We start from the raw sequence: 15,455 nt of genomic DNA on the forward strand, positions 1-15,455 counted from the left end.
ACTAAAGATTGGGTTATTTGCACGACCTTTTTCCATATTTTGTAGAAAAATAGAAATTCAAAAATTTCTAAAAAAAGGTGTTGCATTTGATATCCCCCTTTGCTATAATAACTTTTGCCCGCTTGAAAAGGCGACGCAAAACCGCAGAAACAAGCGGTTTTCAAAAAACTTTCTAAAAAGTTTAAAAAAGTTGTTGACAGATGATTCGCGACGTGATATTCTAAATGAGTTGCGGCAAACGGAAGCAACAAACAAGCACCTTGACAAATAAACAGTAATGCAACCCTGAAAAATTCATTGAGAATTATTTCAGAATAAACAAACCAAAAGTAATAACGGACAGAACGAAAAGCTAGCAGTTTTAGTTCTGGCCTGGATGAACTATTTTAACGTGAGAGTTCGATCCTGGCTCAGGATGAACGCTGGCGGCGTGCCTAACACATGCAAGTCGAACGGAGTTTACTCGCTGAAGCGGTTTCGGCCAATTCTTGAGTAAACTTAGTGGCGGACGGGTGAGTAACGCGTGGGCAACCTGCCTCATACTGGGGGATAGCAGTTGGAAACGACTGATAATACCGCATAAGCGCACAGAGTCGCATGACTCAGTGTGAAAAACTCCGGTGGTATGAGATGGGCCCGCGTCAGATTAGCTAGTTGGTAAGGTAACGGCTTACCAAGGCGACGATCTGTAGCCGGACTGAGAGGTCGGACGGCCACATTGGGACTGAGACACGGCCCAAACTCCTACGGGAGGCAGCAGTGGGGGATATTGCACAATGGAGGAAACTCTGATGCAGCGACGCCGCGTGAGTGAAGAAGTATTTCGGTATGTAAAGCTCTATCAGCAGGGAAGAAAGGCTCGCAAGAGAGATGACGGTACCTGACTAAGAAGCCCCGGCTAACTACGTGCCAGCAGCCGCGGTAATACGTAGGGGGCAAGCGTTATCCGGATTTACTGGGTGTAAAGGGAGCGCAGACGGCTTGGCAAGTCTGAAGTGAAACCCCACGGCTCAACCGTGGGCTTGCTTTGGAAACTGTCAGGCTAGAGTACTGGAGAGGTAAGCGGAATTCCTAGTGTAGCGGTGAAATGCGTAGATATTAGGAGGAACATCGGTGGCGAAGGCGGCTTACTGGACAGCAACTGACGTTGAGGCTCGAAGGCGTGGGGAGCAAACAGGATTAGATACCCTGGTAGTCCACGCGGTAAACGATGAATACTAGGTGTTGGGAGACATAGTTTCTCAGTGCCGTCGCTAACGCAGTAAGTATTCCACCTGGGGAGTACGTTCGCAAGAATGAAACTCAAAGGAATTGACGGGGACCCGCACAAGCGGTGGAGCATGTGGTTTAATTCGAAGCAACGCGAAGAACCTTACCAGATCTTGAGATCCTACTGAATACAGGGTAATGCCTGTAGGCCTTCGGGACAGTAGAGACAGGTGGTGCATGGTTGTCGTCAGCTCGTGTCGTGAGATGTTGGGTTAAGTCCCGCAACGAGCGCAACCCTTGTCCATAGTAGCCAGCAGTAAGATGGGAACTCTATGGAGACTGCCAGGGATAACCTGGAGGAAGGTGGGGATGACGTCAAATCATCATGCCCCTTATGATCTGGGCCACACACGTGCTACAATGTCGTAACAAAGGGAAGCGACGGAGCGATCCTGAGCAAATCTCAAAAATAACGACCCAGTTCGGACTGTAGGCTGCAACCCGCCTGCACGAAGCTGGAATCGCTAGTAATCGCAGATCAGCATGCTGCGGTGAATACGTTCCCGGGTCTTGTACACACCGCCCGTCACACCATGGGAGTCGGAAATGCCCGAAGCCGGTGACTTAACCGAAAGGAGAGAGCCGTCGAAGGCAGGTCGGATAACTGGGGTGAAGTCGTAACAAGGTAGCCGTAGGAGAACCTGCGGCTGGATCACCTCCTTTCTAAGGAAAAAGAATGAAGTAGGGAGTTGCATTACTATCTAGTTGTCAAAGTGAGCGCAGGAATTTCACTTAACAGATGCATATGAGCTTGCTCAGATATGCAGATGTAAAGGGAAATTCATATGAGAGCGTGACCGAGTAGCAAGCGACGTAAGTCGGTTGCGGTGAGGGAGCGAACGACTGCGCGGACAACAACAAGTTTCCGGTGGCGATGCGCTTTGGGGTAACACCCGTTCCCATCCCGAACACGACGGTTAAGACCAAAGCGGCCGAAAGTACTATACTGGCAACGGTATGGGAGGATAGGTGGCTGCCGGATCATAAAAAAAGTAACTACTTATGTAGTGATCATAGGACAGAAAGACTTCTGCCCATTGATGACTGCACAGGCAGTCAAAAGAAGTAATTGTACCTTGAAAACCGAATACTGAAATGAAAGATTTCTAATCTAGATATAATCTACGATTAAGAATCGACATCGAAGATCCAGAATTAACAATCGAAAGATTAAGAAAAAATATCTCATAGATATAACGCTATATAGATATGAGATGAGAACGAAAGTTATCGAAAGATAATGGACAGTTTCTATATTGCTTGAACGAGGGAACAGACAGATTTTGATTTCAATATTGTCTGCGCAATCCTCAAATGGTTAAGCTATATAGGGCGCAGGGCGGATGCCTTGGCACTAAGAGCCGAAGAAAGACGTGATAAGCTGCGAAAAGCTGCGGTGAGCTGCAAATAAGCCTTGATCCGCAGATATCTGAATGGGGCAACCCGGCGGAGAAGACCTCCGTCATCCTTAACTGAATCCATAGGTTAAGGAAGGGAACCCGGTGAACTGAAACATCTAAGTAGCCGGAGGAAGAGAAAACAAAAGTGATTCCGTAAGTAGCGGCGAGCGAACGCGGAAGAGCCCAAACCAGGGAGCTTGCTCCTTGGGGTTCGGACTGTATAATCGATGGAACCTGTTAGTAGAATGCGAATGGAAAGTCGCAGCCAGAGAGCGTGAAAGCCGCGTATACGAAAACGGGGGAAGCGAGACAGTATCCAGAGTAGGACGAGACACGTGAAACCTTGTCTGAAAGAGCGGGGACCACCCCGTAAGGCTAAATACTACTTAGTGACCGATAGCGTAAAGTACCGTGAGGGAAAGGTGAAAAGGACCCCGGGAGGGGAGTGAAAGAGAACCTGAAACCCTGTGCCTGCAAGCTGCGAAAGCCCCATACGCGGGTGATCGCGTACTTTTTGTAGAACGGTCCGGCGAGTTATGTATGGAGGCGAGGTTAAGTACTTAAGGTAAATAGCCGAAGGGAGACCGAGTCTGAATAGGGCGAGTAGTCTTTATACATAGACCCGAAACCGGGTGATCTATCCATGGACAGGATGAAGCGGCCGTAAAAGGCTGTGGAGGTCCGAACACACATCCGTTGAAAAGGGTGGTGATGAGCTGTGGATAGGGGAGAAATTCCAATCGAACTCGGAGATAGCTGGTTCTCCCCGAAATAGCTTTAGGGCTAGCCCTGTAGCATTCCTTTTGGAGGTAGAGCACTGAATATCCGCGGGGGCTTCACCGCTTACCAAAGATTATCAAACTGCGAATGCCAATAAGGATAAGCACAGGAGTCAGACTGCACGAGATAAGTTGGGTAGTCAAAAGGGAAAGAGCCCAGATCCACGGCTAAGGTCCCAAAGTGCGTGTTAAGTGGAAAAGGATGTGGGATTTCATAGACAGCTAGGATGTTGGCTCAGAAGCAGCCACACATTCAAAGAGTGCGTAATAGCTCACTAGCCGAGAGGTCCTGCGCCGAAAATTACCGGGGCTGAAACACGACACCGAAGCCTGGGGATGGTATGTATCTACGGGTACATATGATCGGTAGGGGAGCATTCTAAGCGGCGTAGAAACCGTACCGAAAGGAGCGGCGGAGCGTTTAGAAGAGAGAATGCCGGAATGAGTAGCGAGATGGAGGTGAGAATCCTCCAGGCCGAATATCCAAGGATTCCAGGGTAAAGCTGATCTGCCCTGGGGAAGTCGGGACCTAAGGCGAGGCCGAAAGGCGTAGTCGATGGACAGCAGGTTGATATTCCTGCACTTATGTATATCAGAACTGTGGGGACGCAGGCAAAAGGGATGAGCCGGAAAAGGAAAATCCGGTCCCGCAAGGGGGAGCGAAGATTAGTAGCGAAGCATCAGATATGACTGCCAAGAAAAGCCACTATTGCGTATGCATAACCCGTACCGTAAACCGACACAGGTGGATGAGGAGAGAATCCTAAGGCCGACGGGAGAAGCATTGTTAAGGAACTCGGCAAAATGTCCCCGTAACTTCGGGATAAGGGGAGCCCACCTAAGACGTGGGCCGCAGAGAAGAGGCTCAAGCAACTGTTTAGCAAAAACACAGGTCTATGCGAAACCGAAAGGTGAAGTATATGGGCTGACGCCTGCCCGGTGCTGGAAGGTTAAGAGGAGAGGTTAGCGCAAGCGAAGCTTTGAATTTAAGCCCCAGTAAACGGCGGCCGTAACTATAACGGTCCTAAGGTAGCGAAATTCCTTGTCGGGTAAGTTCCGACCCGCACGAAAGGCGTAATGATTTGAGCACTGTCTCGGCAATGCACCCGGTGAAATTGAAGTACCAGTGAAGATGCTGGTTACCCGCGCCAGGACGGAAAGACCCCATGGAGCTTTACTCCAGGTTGATACTGGGAGCCGGTATTATATGTACAGGATAGGTGGGAGACTAAGAAGCTGTGACGTCAGTTGCAGTGGAGTCGCTGTTGGGATACCACCCTTATGATGCTGGTTTTCTAACCAAGGATCCTGAATCGGGTCCGGGGACAATGTCTGCCGGGGAGTTTGACTGGGGCGGTCGCCTCCGAAAGGGTATCGGAGGCGCTCAAAGGTTCCTTCAGAATGGACGGAAACCATTCGTAGAGTGCAAAGGCATAAGGGAGCCTGACTGTGACACCGACGGGTGGAACAGATACGAAAGTAGGACTTAGTGATCCGGTGGTATGAAAGTGGGATTGCCATCGCTCAACGGATAAAAGCTACCCTGGGGATAACAGGCTTATCACTCCCAAGAGTTCACATCGACGGAGTGGTTTGGCACCTCGATGTCGGCTCATCGCATCCTGGGGCTGTAGCAGGTCCCAAGGGTTGGGCTGTTCGCCCATTAAAGCGGTACGCGAGCTGGGTTCAGAACGTCGTGAGACAGTTCGGTCCCTATCCGGCGCGGGCGTAGGATATCTGAGAGGAGCTGTCCTTAGTACGAGAGGACCGGGATGGACGGACCGCTGGTGTATCAGCTGCATCGCCAGATGCATAAGGCTGGGTAGCCACGTCCGGAAGGGATAAACGCTGAAGGCATCTAAGCGTGAAGCCCCCCTCAAGATGAGATATCCCTGCTTCGGCAGTAAGACCCCTTGGAGAGTACGAGGTTAGATAGGCACAAGGTGTAAGCACGGTAACGTGTTCAGCTGATGTGTACTAATAGGTCGAGGGCTTATCCAAAAAGCAAGATAGGTAAGGATCAAGAGATTTCAGTGTTCGGTTTTGAAGATACAATCTTCAAACAAATGGCCCGGTGGCTCAGCTGGTTAGAGCGCCGCCCTGTCACGGCGGAGGTCAGGGGTTCGAACCCCCTTCGGGTCGCTCAACTTCATAAGTTATATTTTTGACCGGGGTCTTAGCTCAGCTGGGAGAGCATCTGCCTTACAAGCAGAGGGTCACAGGTTCGAGCCCTGTAGGCCCCATTTTTATAGCTTAACACAATTCGTGTGTAAGCCGATGTGGCTCAATTGGCAGAGCAGCTGATTTGTAATCAGCAGGTTAACGGTTCGAGTCCGCTCATCGGCTCTATATGGATGGCTTCCCGAGTGGCCAAAGGGGACAGACTGTAAATCTGCTGCAATTTGCTTCGGTGGTTCGAATCCACCGCCATCCATTTTTTTTATGCAATAACATTTTAATAACGCGGGGTGGAGCAGTCTGGAAGCTCGTCGGGCTCATAACCCGAAGGTCATAGGTTCAAATCCTGTCCCCGCTACTACATGCCTAGATAGCTCAGTTGGTAGAGCAGAGGACTGAAAATCCTCGTGTCGTTGGTTCGATTCCGACTCTAGGCATCTTTTTTTACCCTGGCCTTAGTAGCCAGGTTTTTTTATTTGAATTTTTCGGCGATTTTAATTTTTTCTTTTCTTTTATATGTTATTATGATAGAAGTCAGAGGATGCGGTTTTAATGACGATTATATCGTGATTATATGGAGATTATAATGCATAGATTAGATAAAAAAGACAGGGAGATTATTAAGAAGGTTTTGGATGTTAAACACTATGATCCTGATACCTTTGACCCTGAATTATTAAATGAGATGGAGGCAAATGAGAATTATCGTCGTATCTTGAGCGTATATGGCGGTGAGATTCTTTCCTCTGAGCAGTTTTTAAAGCTCAAGAGCTTTATCCAGCATGGTAATGTTACTGTCTATGAGCATTGTATTCATGTTGCTCTGTGCGCGATCAAGCTGGATGATAAGCTGTCCACTCATGCAAGGAAACGTGAGCTTGTGAGAGGCGCTCTTTTACATGATTATTTCTTGTATGACTGGCATAATGCTGAGGCTCCAGGGAATATACATCCCAAACTTCATGGTTTCTATCATCCGGGGATTGCTTTAAGGAATGCAACGAGAGATTATTCTTTATCTCAGAGAGAAAAGGATATAATAAGAAAACATATGTGGCCACTTACTGTTGTTCCACCAAGGTGCAGAGAAGCCTGGCTAGTATGTCTTGCAGATAAGTATGCATCTACTTTGGAGACGCTTAAGCTTAAGAAGGGAAAGATTGTAGAGAATTATGCCTGATATTTTCCAGGAACTTTGTACTCTGGCAGATAGTGACATGTATCCGTTTCACATGCCCGGACATAAGAGGAATCTTGAAAGCACCCCGTTAAAGGGTGCTTTTCGTTGTGATATAACTGAAATTGACGGCTTTGATAATCTTCATAATGAAGAAGGGCTTATCCTGGAGGCCGAGGAGCGCGCTGCTAGGCTTTATGGGGCAGACGCTACATTTTTCCTTGTAAATGGGAGTACTGCCGGGGTACTTGCTGCAGTCTCAGCTTCTGTTTCTGAAAATGGTAGGATCCTTGCAGCCAGAGGAAGCCATAAGTCTTTTTATAATGGCGCATATCTAAGGCACCTGGATATAGAATATCTTCCTATTGTGATGATGGAAAGCTATGGGATTTTTGACGGGTACAATAAAGAAGATGTGGAAGATGCCTTAAGTAAATCCACTGGAATAGAGGCTGTATTTATTACATCGCCGACATATGAAGGTCGATGCTCAGATGTCGAGGGTATTGCAAAGGTCTGCCATGAAAGAGGGATCCCTCTTATTGTAGACTGTGCCCATGGGGCTCATTTTGGATTTGGAGAAGGAGTACCGAAAAGTCCTGTTCAGCTTGGCGCAGATATTGTGATCATGAGCGTTCATAAGACGCTTCCATCTATGACGCAGACAGCGCTTATCCATGTAAATAGTAAGCTTGTTGACAGGCAGAAGCTCAAGAGATTTCTAAGAATTTATCAATCAAGTAGTCCTTCCTATGTTCTTATGTCATCAATAGACCTTTGCATAAGGGAGATGCGTGACAATGGAAAAAGATATATCGACACCCTTGTCGGATACAGGCAGATGATCCAAGAGGGGACTAAAGGATGCAAGACGCTACGAATACCAGATATATCTGAACTTCAAGATCCGGCCAAAGTCCTTATTTATACAGGGAATGCGTCAATGACAGGCCAGCAGTTATATGATATACTTCGTGAGGACTATCATCTGCAACTAGAGATGGCCGGGGAAAAATATGCTCTCGCCATAATAACCGGGTGGGATACTAAGGAGGGCATAAAGCGCCTCATAGATGCTGTTAATGAGATTGATGGTCGACTAAAGCCAGATGATACTTTGTGCAAAAAAACCAAGGTAGAATCTTATATTCCAGAGAGAGCTCTTTTGCTGAGCGAGGCATGGGACAGTGAGGCAGAAGAAGTAGAACTTTGGGAAAGTGAAGGCAGGATTGCAGGGGATTTTGTAAATCTTTATCCACCGGGTATTCCTTTGATTGTTCCGGGAGAGATAATTGACAAAGCTTTTTTAGAGAATGTTTCGAGGTATATAGCAGAAGGACTTAATGTTCAGGGCATTTTGGAGCTCGAAAACGGGGAAAATAAGGGTATAATAGGTAAGAGAGGAATTTTATGCGTAAAACAAAGATAATATGTACTATAGGACCAGCTAGTGAAAGTGAAGAAAAGCTCAGGGAGCTTATGCTGGCGGGAATGAATGTTGCCAGATTTAACTTTTCACATGGATCCCATGATGAACACAGAAGGAAATTCGAGCGGATCAGGAAGCTTAGAGATGAATTAGAGCTTCCGGTTGCGACAATGTTAGATACAAAGGGCCCTGAGATAAGGCTTAAGGACTTTAAGAATGGCAAGGAAATGCTGGAGGCAGGACAGACCTTCACATTAACATCAAGAGAAGTAGAGGGTACAAAAGATCAGGTATCCATTACTTATAAGGACCTTCCAAAGGATTGTAAGAGCGGAATGACAATTCTGTTGGATGATGGCCTTATAGAACTGGCTGTTGAGAAAGTAACTGAGACAGATATTACCTGCAAGGTAATGAACGGTGGTCCTGTTTCAGATAAGAAGGGCGTTAATGTTCCCGGGGCGGAGCTGACAATGCCATATCTTAGCGAACAGGATAGAAGTGATATCATTTTTGGATGCGAGCAGGGATTTGATTTTGTAGCGGCTTCTTTTGTGAGAACAAAGGAAGATGTTAAAGATATCCGTAAGATACTGACTCAGAAGAATTCACCCATGAAGATCATCGCTAAGATTGAGAGCACTCAGGGAATTAACCACCTTGAGGAGATCCTTGATGCAGCTGATGGAATCATGGTTGCAAGAGGAGACATGGGCGTAGAGCTTCCTTTTGAGGAGGTTCCTGTTCTTCAGAAGAAGATGATCAAGATGGCCGAAGCTGAAGGAAAGTATGTTATTACTGCTACACAGATGCTGGATTCTATGATCCATCATCCAAGACCAACCAGAGCTGAGGCTACTGATGTGGCAAACGCCATCTATGACGGAACTACAGCAATCATGCTCTCAGGAGAGACAGCTGCCGGAGATTATCCTGTTGAAGCATTAAAGACAATGGCCAGGATTGCAGAGCGCACAGAGGCCGATATAGATTATGTAGGAAGACTTAAGAAAAGAGATTATGCTCCAAGTGATGATACTACAGCAATTTCTCATGCAACCTGCAACATAGCTGCTGAGGTGAATGCGGATGCGATTCTCACAGTCACAATGTCAGGCTTTACAGCAAGCATGGTTTCCATGTATAAGCCAAACTGCCCGATAATTGCATGCACTATCAATCCTACTGTATGCAGACAGGCGAATCTTATGTTTGGTGTTGCTCCACTTCATATCAGACAGGAAGATACAGCGGATGAGCTCTTCAGAGAAGCTATTAACGCTGCAAAGAACGCCGGATATCTCAAGGAAGGCGATAAGGTTGTACTGACAGCCGGAGTTCCTCTTGGAATTCCCGGAAGAACCAATATGATAAGAGTAGAAGTACTATAAATAAAGGCAGGAATAGAGATGCCACTGGGTAAGATTTTCCTTCTCATGGGCAAAAGCACCTCAGGGAAGGACACTATATACAAAAAACTAATAACGGACGAAGAGCTTTCCCTTAACAAAGTGGTGCCATATACCACAAGGCCCATGAGGGATGGAGAAACTGACGGAGTTCAGTATTTCTTCAAAAAAGAAGAGGATTACCAGGCTCTTAGGAATGACGGGAAGATCATCGAGGAAAGGACCTACCACACCAATTATGGTGAGTGGAGGTATTTTACCGTAGATGATGGTCAGATCGATCTGGAGAGCGGAAACTACCTGGTGATAGGCACCCTTGAATCCTACTGCTACATAAGAGATTATTTCGGAAAAGAAAATGTGGTGCCACTTCTCATTGATGTAAGTGCGAAGATAAGACTTGAAAGAGCTATGCATCGCGAAGAGAAGCAGGAAAATCCAAAGTATGATGAAATGTGCAGAAGATTCCTTGCTGATGAGGAAGATTTTGCCGAAAAAAAGATTGAGGAAGCTGGCGTAACATATCGATTTGAGAATAATGCAGACATTGAGGATTGCGTAAGAGCCATTCGGGAGCATATTCATGGATATAAAAATAAATAATATAAATCCTACGCCCCAGGCACCTACTCCGGAGCAGGTACAGGAGGCAAATGGTGATTTCAAATTTATATTGACCAGTAAGCTTGAAGACTCAAATCTGGCTGAGCGCCTGAATCTGATGATGCAGGACATTATTCAGCAGGGAGACAGGATATCCAAGAGAAATGATATCAAGGATATGCAAAGATATAGGATCCTGATAAAGGATTTTCTCAATGAAGTAGTTACCAGGTCACATGTCTTTTCCCGTGAAAACTTTCTGGACAGGAAGGGACGACACAGGGTTTATGGGATAATAAGACAGGTTGACAAGGAACTGGACGAGCTTGCACAGGAGCTTGTAAAGGACGAGTGCAATCACATAGAGATTTTAGCGAAGATAGGGCAGATTCAGGGGCTGCTTTTGGATATTTTCACATAAGGGGAGAGTAAATGGCGGATTTTTCCGATATCATAGATCAGGAACAAATGAAGGAGCATATGCAGCATGTTTTGAGGTCGGACAAGGTCTCACATGCCTATATTATCTCCGGAGAGAATGGTTCGGGAAAAGAGTTTATTGCCAGAATCTTTGCTAAAGCACTTCAATGTCAGGATAAAAAGGAAAAAGGGGAATATCTGGAAGCGTGTAATGAATGCCCTTCCTGTATCAAAGCCCTGTCCGAGAACCATCCTGATATCATTACAATAACCCACGAGAAGCCTGCCAGCATAGGTGTAGACGACATCAGACTTAAGCTTCGTGATGATGTGGTCATAAAGCCCTATGAGAGCAGATACAAGATTTACATAATACCTGAAGGCGAGAAAATGACTCCTGCAGCGCAAAATGCTCTTTTAAAGACGCTGGAGGAACCACCTTCATATATTGTCATCATAATTCTTACCAGCAATATCAATGCTTTTCTTCCCACTATTATAAGCAGATGTATAGTTCTTCCTATGAAGGTTGCCAGAGATGATTCTATTAGGAAGTTCCTTATGGAGGAGTGTCAGGTGGTGGATTACAAGGCCATGCTGTGCGCTTCTTTTGCCAGAGGAAATGTGGGAAAGGCTCTGGATCTTGCATCAAATGAAAGATTTGAAACACTAAAGAACGAGACCATAGATCTGGTTTCAAAGCTTAAGAACCTGGAGATCCATGATATCATGGACAGAGTCCATGGGATTTTGGAACCAGCGGATGGCGACGAAAAGTCCAGTAAGAAGGGCATAGACATGGGGCAGTATGAGGATTTTATGGACATACTGATCTTTCTTTTCAGGGATATGCTGGTTTACAAGGCTACAGAGAATGACACTCACTTGATTTTCACTGATAAGGTATCGTATATTAGTAGTGTTACCAAGGACATTTCCTATGAGGAAATAGGCCATATAATAAAGGATATGGAGATTGCGAAGAGCCGCATTTCCTCCAATGTAAATATAGATCTAGCCCTGGAGCTTATGCTTTTGGGCATTAAGGAGCATTTATGACAAGAGTAATCGGCGTAAGATTCAGAACTGCCGGCAAGATATATTTCTTTTCCCCAGGAAAATATGTGATCAAAAAAGGTGATCATGTAATTGTCGAGACTGCCAGGGGAGTTGAGTACGGAACAGTCGTTTCTGAGCCTCAGGAGATTGAGGATGATAAGGTGATCAAGCCACTTAAGACAGTTCTTAGGACAGCCAGCACCAAGGATGATGAGCAGGAGAAGGCCAACAGAGAAAAAGAGAAGGAAGCTTTTAAGGTTTGCCTTGAGAAGATCAGGAAGCATAACCTTGAGATGAAACTCATCGATGCAGAGTACACATTTGATAACAACAAGATCCTGTTTTACTTCACAGCTGACGGAAGGATTGACTTCAGAGAACTGGTAAAAGACCTTGCTGCTGTATTCAAGACCAGGATTGAGCTCAGACAGATTGGTGTAAGGGACGAGACAAAGATAATTGGTGGCTATGGTATTTGCGGAAGGCCACTTTGCTGTCACTCATACCTTTCAGACTTTGTGCCGGTTTCAATTAAGATGGCCAAGGAGCAGAGTCTTTCCCTTAATCCTACAAAGATTTCAGGTGTTTGTGGAAGGCTGATGTGCTGTCTGAAAAATGAAGAGGACGTATACGAAGAGCTGAATCGTAAGATGCCAGGAGTTGGCGATTTTTGTATTGCCAAGGATGGCCTTAAGGGAGAGGTTTCCAGCGTAAACATCTTAAGGCAGACAGTTAAGATCCTTGTGGATGTTGATGATGAGAAAGAGGTTCACGAGTATAAGCTTGAGGAACTTGAAAGTATAAAGAAGAAACAGAAGAAAAAGAACAACGGCGGAAAGAAGAATTCTCAGGAAGATGCAGAGATGAAAGAGCTGGAGAAGCTTGAGAAGATTGAAAAACAGGAAGGAAAATCCAAGCTTGGGGACAATTGAACTTAAAGCTGGAGAGCGACTGGATGATCTGCAAAGGAACGGTTATAAGATCATTCAGGATCCGGAGAGATTCTGTTTTGGAATGGATGCAGTTCTTTTATCCGGATTCGCAAGTGCGCCGGAAGGCGGAAGGGTATTGGACCTGGGGACAGGTACAGGGATCATACCTATTCTGATGGCAGCTAAGACAAAAGCTGCATCGCTGACGGGGCTTGAGATTCAGGAGGAGAGTGCTGATATGGCGGGGCGTAGCGTCCTGCTAAACGACCTCCAGGACAGAGTTACAATTGTACAGGGTGACATTAAGGAGGCAGGGCAATTATTTGACGCTGCCTCTTTTGACGTGGTTACAAGTAATCCACCTTATATGATAGGTGGCCATGGACTAAAAAATCCGGAAGGGCCGAAAGCTATAGCAAGACATGAGGTACTTTGTGACCTGGAGGATGTGGTAAAGGCAGCAGCAAAGCTCTTAAAGAGCGGTGGAAAGTTCTATATGGTACACAGACCCTTCAGACTATCGGAGATAATGGTGGTGATGCATCAGTACAAGGTGGAGCCTAAGAGAATGCAGCTGGTGTACCCATACGCTGACAAGGAACCTACCATGGTCCTCATAGAAGGGGCAAGAGGCGGAAGGCCAAGGCTTACTGTTGAGAAACCGCTGATAATATACGAGGCACCAGGCAAGTACACTCAGGATATTTACGATATTTATGGATATTGAACCTTAGATGAGGCTGTTATAGGAGAATATTATGGCTGGTAAATTATATCTTTGTGCGACGCCAATTGGAAATTTGGATGACATGACCTTCAGAGTTTTGGAAACCTTGAAGAGTGTTGATCTGATCGCAGCGGAAGATACAAGAAACAGTATCAAGCTTTTGAATCATTTTGATATACATACCGAGATGACCAGTTATCATGAATACAATAAGTATGACAAGGCCCAGTGGCTGATCCAGAAGATGCAGGAAGGAACTGATGTGGCGCTTATTACGGATGCCGGAACTCCAGCTATTTCTGATCCGGGAGAGGTGCTGGTGGCAGAATGCCACAAGGCAGGCATTATTGTTACGTCGCTTCCAGGGCCGGCAGCCTGTATTACAGCCCTGACCCTTTCAGGACTTCCAACCAGAAGATTTTGCTTTGAGGGATTTCTGCCTTCTGCGAGTGAGGATAAGAAGGGCAGGAAAAGAATTCTCGAGGACCTGAAGGATGAGAGCAGGACCATGATCGTCTACGAGGCTCCCCATCATTTGAAGACTGCACTGGATGACCTTTATGAGACGCTGGGCGACAGAAGGATATCTATTTGCCGTGAGCTCACCAAGAAATTTGAAGAGGTGAGACCAACCACTATTTCCGAGGCGATTTCTTTTTATAAAGAAAACGAGCCCAGAGGCGAGTATGTGCTTGTGATCGAGGGCAAGAGCCTTGAAGAGCAGGAGGAGGAAAAAAGACTTTCCTGGCACGAGTTGAGTATCGAAGATCACATGAAGTTTTATGAGGATCAGGGAATCTCTCACAAAGATGCCATGAAGAAGGTGGCAGCAGACAGAGGCGTGGGAAAACGAGAGATTTATCAGGCGCTTTTGAGTGATCAGTAGTATTAAGTAAAACGTTGCATCGCTATATATTTACAACAAGGAGCTTTATGATATAATGATTTGGTAAAAATGGTAAAATTTATTCCAGAGGTTTTAGATAGGTGCCAAAGAAAAAATCAGAGGGTTCCATAACAATTAAAGATATAGCTGCGCTCAGTGGTGTTTCCATCTCCACAGTGTCTAATGTGCTTAATGGCAGGACCAATAAGGTCAGCAAACAGGTCGCAGATAAGATACTGAACGTGATGAAAGAAACCGGGTATAAACCCAATACCCTGGCAAAAAATCTAAGAGCCACTTCCACAAAGACAATAGGTGTCATCGTGGAGGATCTTGTAATATTTACTACATCACCGATAGTTGAAGGCCTGATGCATCGCTCCGAAGAAGCAGGATACGATGTTGTCATTGAAAATATGCGCCTGTTTGGACGGTGGAGCGATGAGTGGATGCATGATGATGCCCTTTTCAGGTCCGCGCTAGCTACTGTGATGAACAAAATGGAATCCATGAACGTGGATGGCATTGTGTATATTGCAGGCTATGAGCATGAGGTTGTTCTTACAAATGTGCCGGAAGACGTTCCAATAGCCGTTGTTTATGCCAGCAGCATGGACCCAAAGATTCCATGCTTTAAGCTTGACGATGAGCAGGGCGGATACATGTCCTATAATTATCTGCATTCAAAGGGGCATTCTAAAATAGCGATCATTTCAGGAGAAGCGTCCAATCTTCATACAGTAAATCGTCTACGTGGAATTCAGAGAGCGATGTTTGAGGACGGAGTTCTCTTTGATCCTTCATATGTTGTTCACCAGTCCTGGAACAAGGCGGGGGGCTACAATGGAATGCAGCAGTTAGCCAGCAAAGACTTTACAGCAGTGATCTGTTTTTCTGATCTTATTGCTTCGGGCGTGTATGAGTATTTGCTGGAACATGATATGAAGCCGGGAAAAGACCTTTCGATAATAGGTTACGACAATCACGAGGTTTCCAAGCTCCTTTCCCCGACACTGACAACTATTGCTTTGTCTCTTGAGAAGATTGGAGAGGCAGCGGTTTTGTGGGTTATACAAAAATGCGAGGGCGAGGATGTAGATAGCGCTGACAATATGGAGGTGAGGATCCCCGGAGAACTGATCGAGAGAAACTCGGTTATAAAAATAAATTAAGAAAAACCTTAAAAG

10 protein-coding genes, 6 tRNA genes and 3 rRNA genes are annotated in these 15,455 nt (G+C 45.9%); all 19 read left to right on the forward strand.

Annotation, left to right across the window (positions count from 1 at the left end):
- Positions 1–387 precede the first annotated feature (387 nt).
- The 19 genes from BO18_RS08025 (at position 388) to BO18_RS08115 (ending at position 15,440) form a co-directional block, all read left to right on the forward strand.
- A 16S ribosomal RNA gene (locus BO18_RS08025) occupies positions 388–1,932 on the forward strand.
- A 201-nt stretch (positions 1,933–2,133) separates the two neighbouring features.
- Positions 2,134–2,251: ribosomal RNA gene (gene rrf / locus BO18_RS08030) — 5S ribosomal RNA — on the forward strand.
- A gap of 334 nt (positions 2,252–2,585) precedes the next feature.
- Positions 2,586–5,449: ribosomal RNA gene (locus tag BO18_RS08035) — 23S ribosomal RNA — on the forward strand.
- The 16S, 23S and 5S rRNA genes sit together here with 6 tRNA genes alongside, the layout of an rRNA operon.
- Before the next feature lie 67 nt (positions 5,450–5,516).
- Positions 5,517–5,590 (forward strand) — tRNA-Asp (locus BO18_RS08040).
- 28 nt (positions 5,591–5,618) lie between these two features.
- Positions 5,619–5,691: transfer RNA gene (locus tag BO18_RS08045), tRNA-Val, on the forward strand.
- A gap of 30 nt (positions 5,692–5,721) precedes the next feature.
- Positions 5,722–5,794 (forward strand) — tRNA-Thr (locus BO18_RS08050).
- Between the two features lie 6 nt (positions 5,795–5,800).
- Positions 5,801–5,882, forward strand: a tRNA-Tyr gene (locus tag BO18_RS08055).
- A gap of 28 nt (positions 5,883–5,910) precedes the next feature.
- Positions 5,911–5,984: transfer RNA gene (locus BO18_RS08060), tRNA-Met, on the forward strand.
- A 6-nt stretch (positions 5,985–5,990) separates the two neighbouring features.
- Positions 5,991–6,063 (forward strand) — tRNA-Phe (locus BO18_RS08065).
- 149 nt (positions 6,064–6,212) lie between these two features.
- Positions 6,213–6,806 carry an HD domain-containing protein gene (locus BO18_RS08070; protein WP_185752378.1) on the forward strand — a complete coding sequence of 198 codons (594 nt, stop codon included), beginning with the start codon at positions 6,213–6,215 and terminating at the stop codon, positions 6,804–6,806.
- Positions 6,799–8,232: an aminotransferase class I/II-fold pyridoxal phosphate-dependent enzyme gene (locus BO18_RS08075; protein WP_051688575.1), complete on the forward strand. Its 1,434-nt coding sequence runs from the start codon at positions 6,799–6,801 to the stop codon at positions 8,230–8,232. The genes BO18_RS08070 and BO18_RS08075 overlap by 8 nt, the downstream gene beginning before the upstream one ends.
- The gene (gene pyk / locus BO18_RS08080) at positions 8,214–9,623 is read left to right on the forward strand and encodes a pyruvate kinase (RefSeq protein ID WP_034445220.1); all 1,410 of its coding nucleotides are present in this window, start codon (positions 8,214–8,216) and stop codon (positions 9,621–9,623) included. The genes BO18_RS08075 and pyk overlap by 19 nt, the downstream gene beginning before the upstream one ends.
- A gap of 24 nt (positions 9,624–9,647) precedes the next feature.
- Entirely contained in the window at positions 9,648–10,244 is a 597-nt protein-coding gene (locus BO18_RS08085) for a guanylate kinase (RefSeq protein WP_034447161.1), read from the forward strand.
- Positions 10,225–10,665: a YaaR family protein gene (locus BO18_RS08090; protein WP_034445222.1), complete on the forward strand. Its 441-nt coding sequence runs from the start codon at positions 10,225–10,227 to the stop codon at positions 10,663–10,665. Before BO18_RS08085 ends, BO18_RS08090 begins: the two co-directional genes overlap by 20 nt.
- 11 nt (positions 10,666–10,676) lie before the next feature.
- The gene (locus BO18_RS08095) at positions 10,677–11,723 is read left to right on the forward strand and encodes a DNA polymerase III subunit (RefSeq protein WP_034445226.1); all 1,047 of its coding nucleotides are present in this window, start codon (positions 10,677–10,679) and stop codon (positions 11,721–11,723) included.
- Complete coding sequence (locus tag BO18_RS08100) at positions 11,720–12,655, forward strand: PSP1 domain-containing protein (protein WP_034445228.1); 936 nt, start codon at positions 11,720–11,722, stop codon at positions 12,653–12,655. Before BO18_RS08095 ends, BO18_RS08100 begins: the two co-directional genes overlap by 4 nt.
- Positions 12,642–13,382, forward strand: a complete 741-nt coding sequence (locus BO18_RS08105; protein WP_034445230.1) for a tRNA1(Val) (adenine(37)-N6)-methyltransferase — start codon at positions 12,642–12,644, stop codon at positions 13,380–13,382. The genes BO18_RS08100 and BO18_RS08105 overlap by 14 nt, the downstream gene beginning before the upstream one ends.
- A gap of 31 nt (positions 13,383–13,413) precedes the next feature.
- Positions 13,414–14,268, forward strand: a complete 855-nt coding sequence (gene rsmI / locus BO18_RS08110) for a 16S rRNA (cytidine(1402)-2'-O)-methyltransferase (protein WP_034445232.1) — start codon at positions 13,414–13,416, stop codon at positions 14,266–14,268.
- Positions 14,269–14,369: 101 nt separating this feature from the next.
- The gene (locus BO18_RS08115; protein WP_081860957.1) at positions 14,370–15,440 is read left to right on the forward strand and encodes a LacI family DNA-binding transcriptional regulator; all 1,071 of its coding nucleotides are present in this window, start codon (positions 14,370–14,372) and stop codon (positions 15,438–15,440) included.
- Positions 15,441–15,455 lie beyond the last annotated feature (15 nt).

This window comes from Butyrivibrio sp. AE2032 (assembly GCF_000702965.1).

Bases quoted from the DNA above. Each gene is read 5' to 3' on its own strand.
- BO18_RS08070 (WP_185752378.1), top strand. From the start codon at position 6,213: ATGCATAGATTAGATAAAAAAGACAGGGAGATTATTAAGAAGGTTTTG.
- BO18_RS08075 (WP_051688575.1), top strand. From the start codon at position 6,799: ATGCCTGATATTTTCCAGGAACTTTGTACTCTGGCAGATAGTGACATG.
- pyk (WP_034445220.1), top strand. From the start codon at position 8,214: ATGCGTAAAACAAAGATAATATGTACTATAGGACCAGCTAGTGAAAGT.
- BO18_RS08090 (WP_034445222.1), top strand. From the start codon at position 10,225: ATGGATATAAAAATAAATAATATAAATCCTACGCCCCAGGCACCTACT.
- BO18_RS08095 (WP_034445226.1), top strand. From the start codon at position 10,677: ATGGCGGATTTTTCCGATATCATAGATCAGGAACAAATGAAGGAGCAT.
- BO18_RS08100 (WP_034445228.1), top strand. From the start codon at position 11,720: ATGACAAGAGTAATCGGCGTAAGATTCAGAACTGCCGGCAAGATATAT.
- rsmI (WP_034445232.1), top strand. From the start codon at position 13,414: ATGGCTGGTAAATTATATCTTTGTGCGACGCCAATTGGAAATTTGGAT.